This window comes from Citrobacter sp. TBCS-14, assembly GCF_005280805.1.
GTDB lineage: Bacteria > Pseudomonadota > Gammaproteobacteria > Enterobacterales > Enterobacteriaceae > Citrobacter > Citrobacter gillenii.
The window spans coordinates 366-570 of record NZ_SZWM01001263.1 but is presented as its reverse complement, the minus strand read 5'-3'; the positions used below and the strand labels follow the sequence as shown (position 1 = coordinate 570).

The 205-nt window shown below is 48.8% G+C and carries 1 pseudogene; it reads left to right on the top strand.

The window, feature by feature from the left end:
- Window positions 1-91: 91 nt before the first annotated feature.
- Window positions 92-205, top strand: a pseudogene (locus FDX22_RS27250) (outer membrane permeability protein SanA); the annotation flags it as partial.

Below are 205 nucleotides of genomic sequence, written 5' to 3'. Positions count from 1 at the left end.
AAAATCCCCTCAATCAGACTGCTGTTTCTTGCGCTCCGCCGTTGGGTACAGTAGCCTGATTGAAATTCCATCCAAATAACGAGTTTTCTGCATGTTAAAGCGCGTGTTTTACAGCCTGTTAGTCCTGGTAGGCTTGCTGCTGTTGACTGTGCTTGGACTCGACAGATGGATGAGCTGGAAGACGGCCCCCTACATCTATGACGAA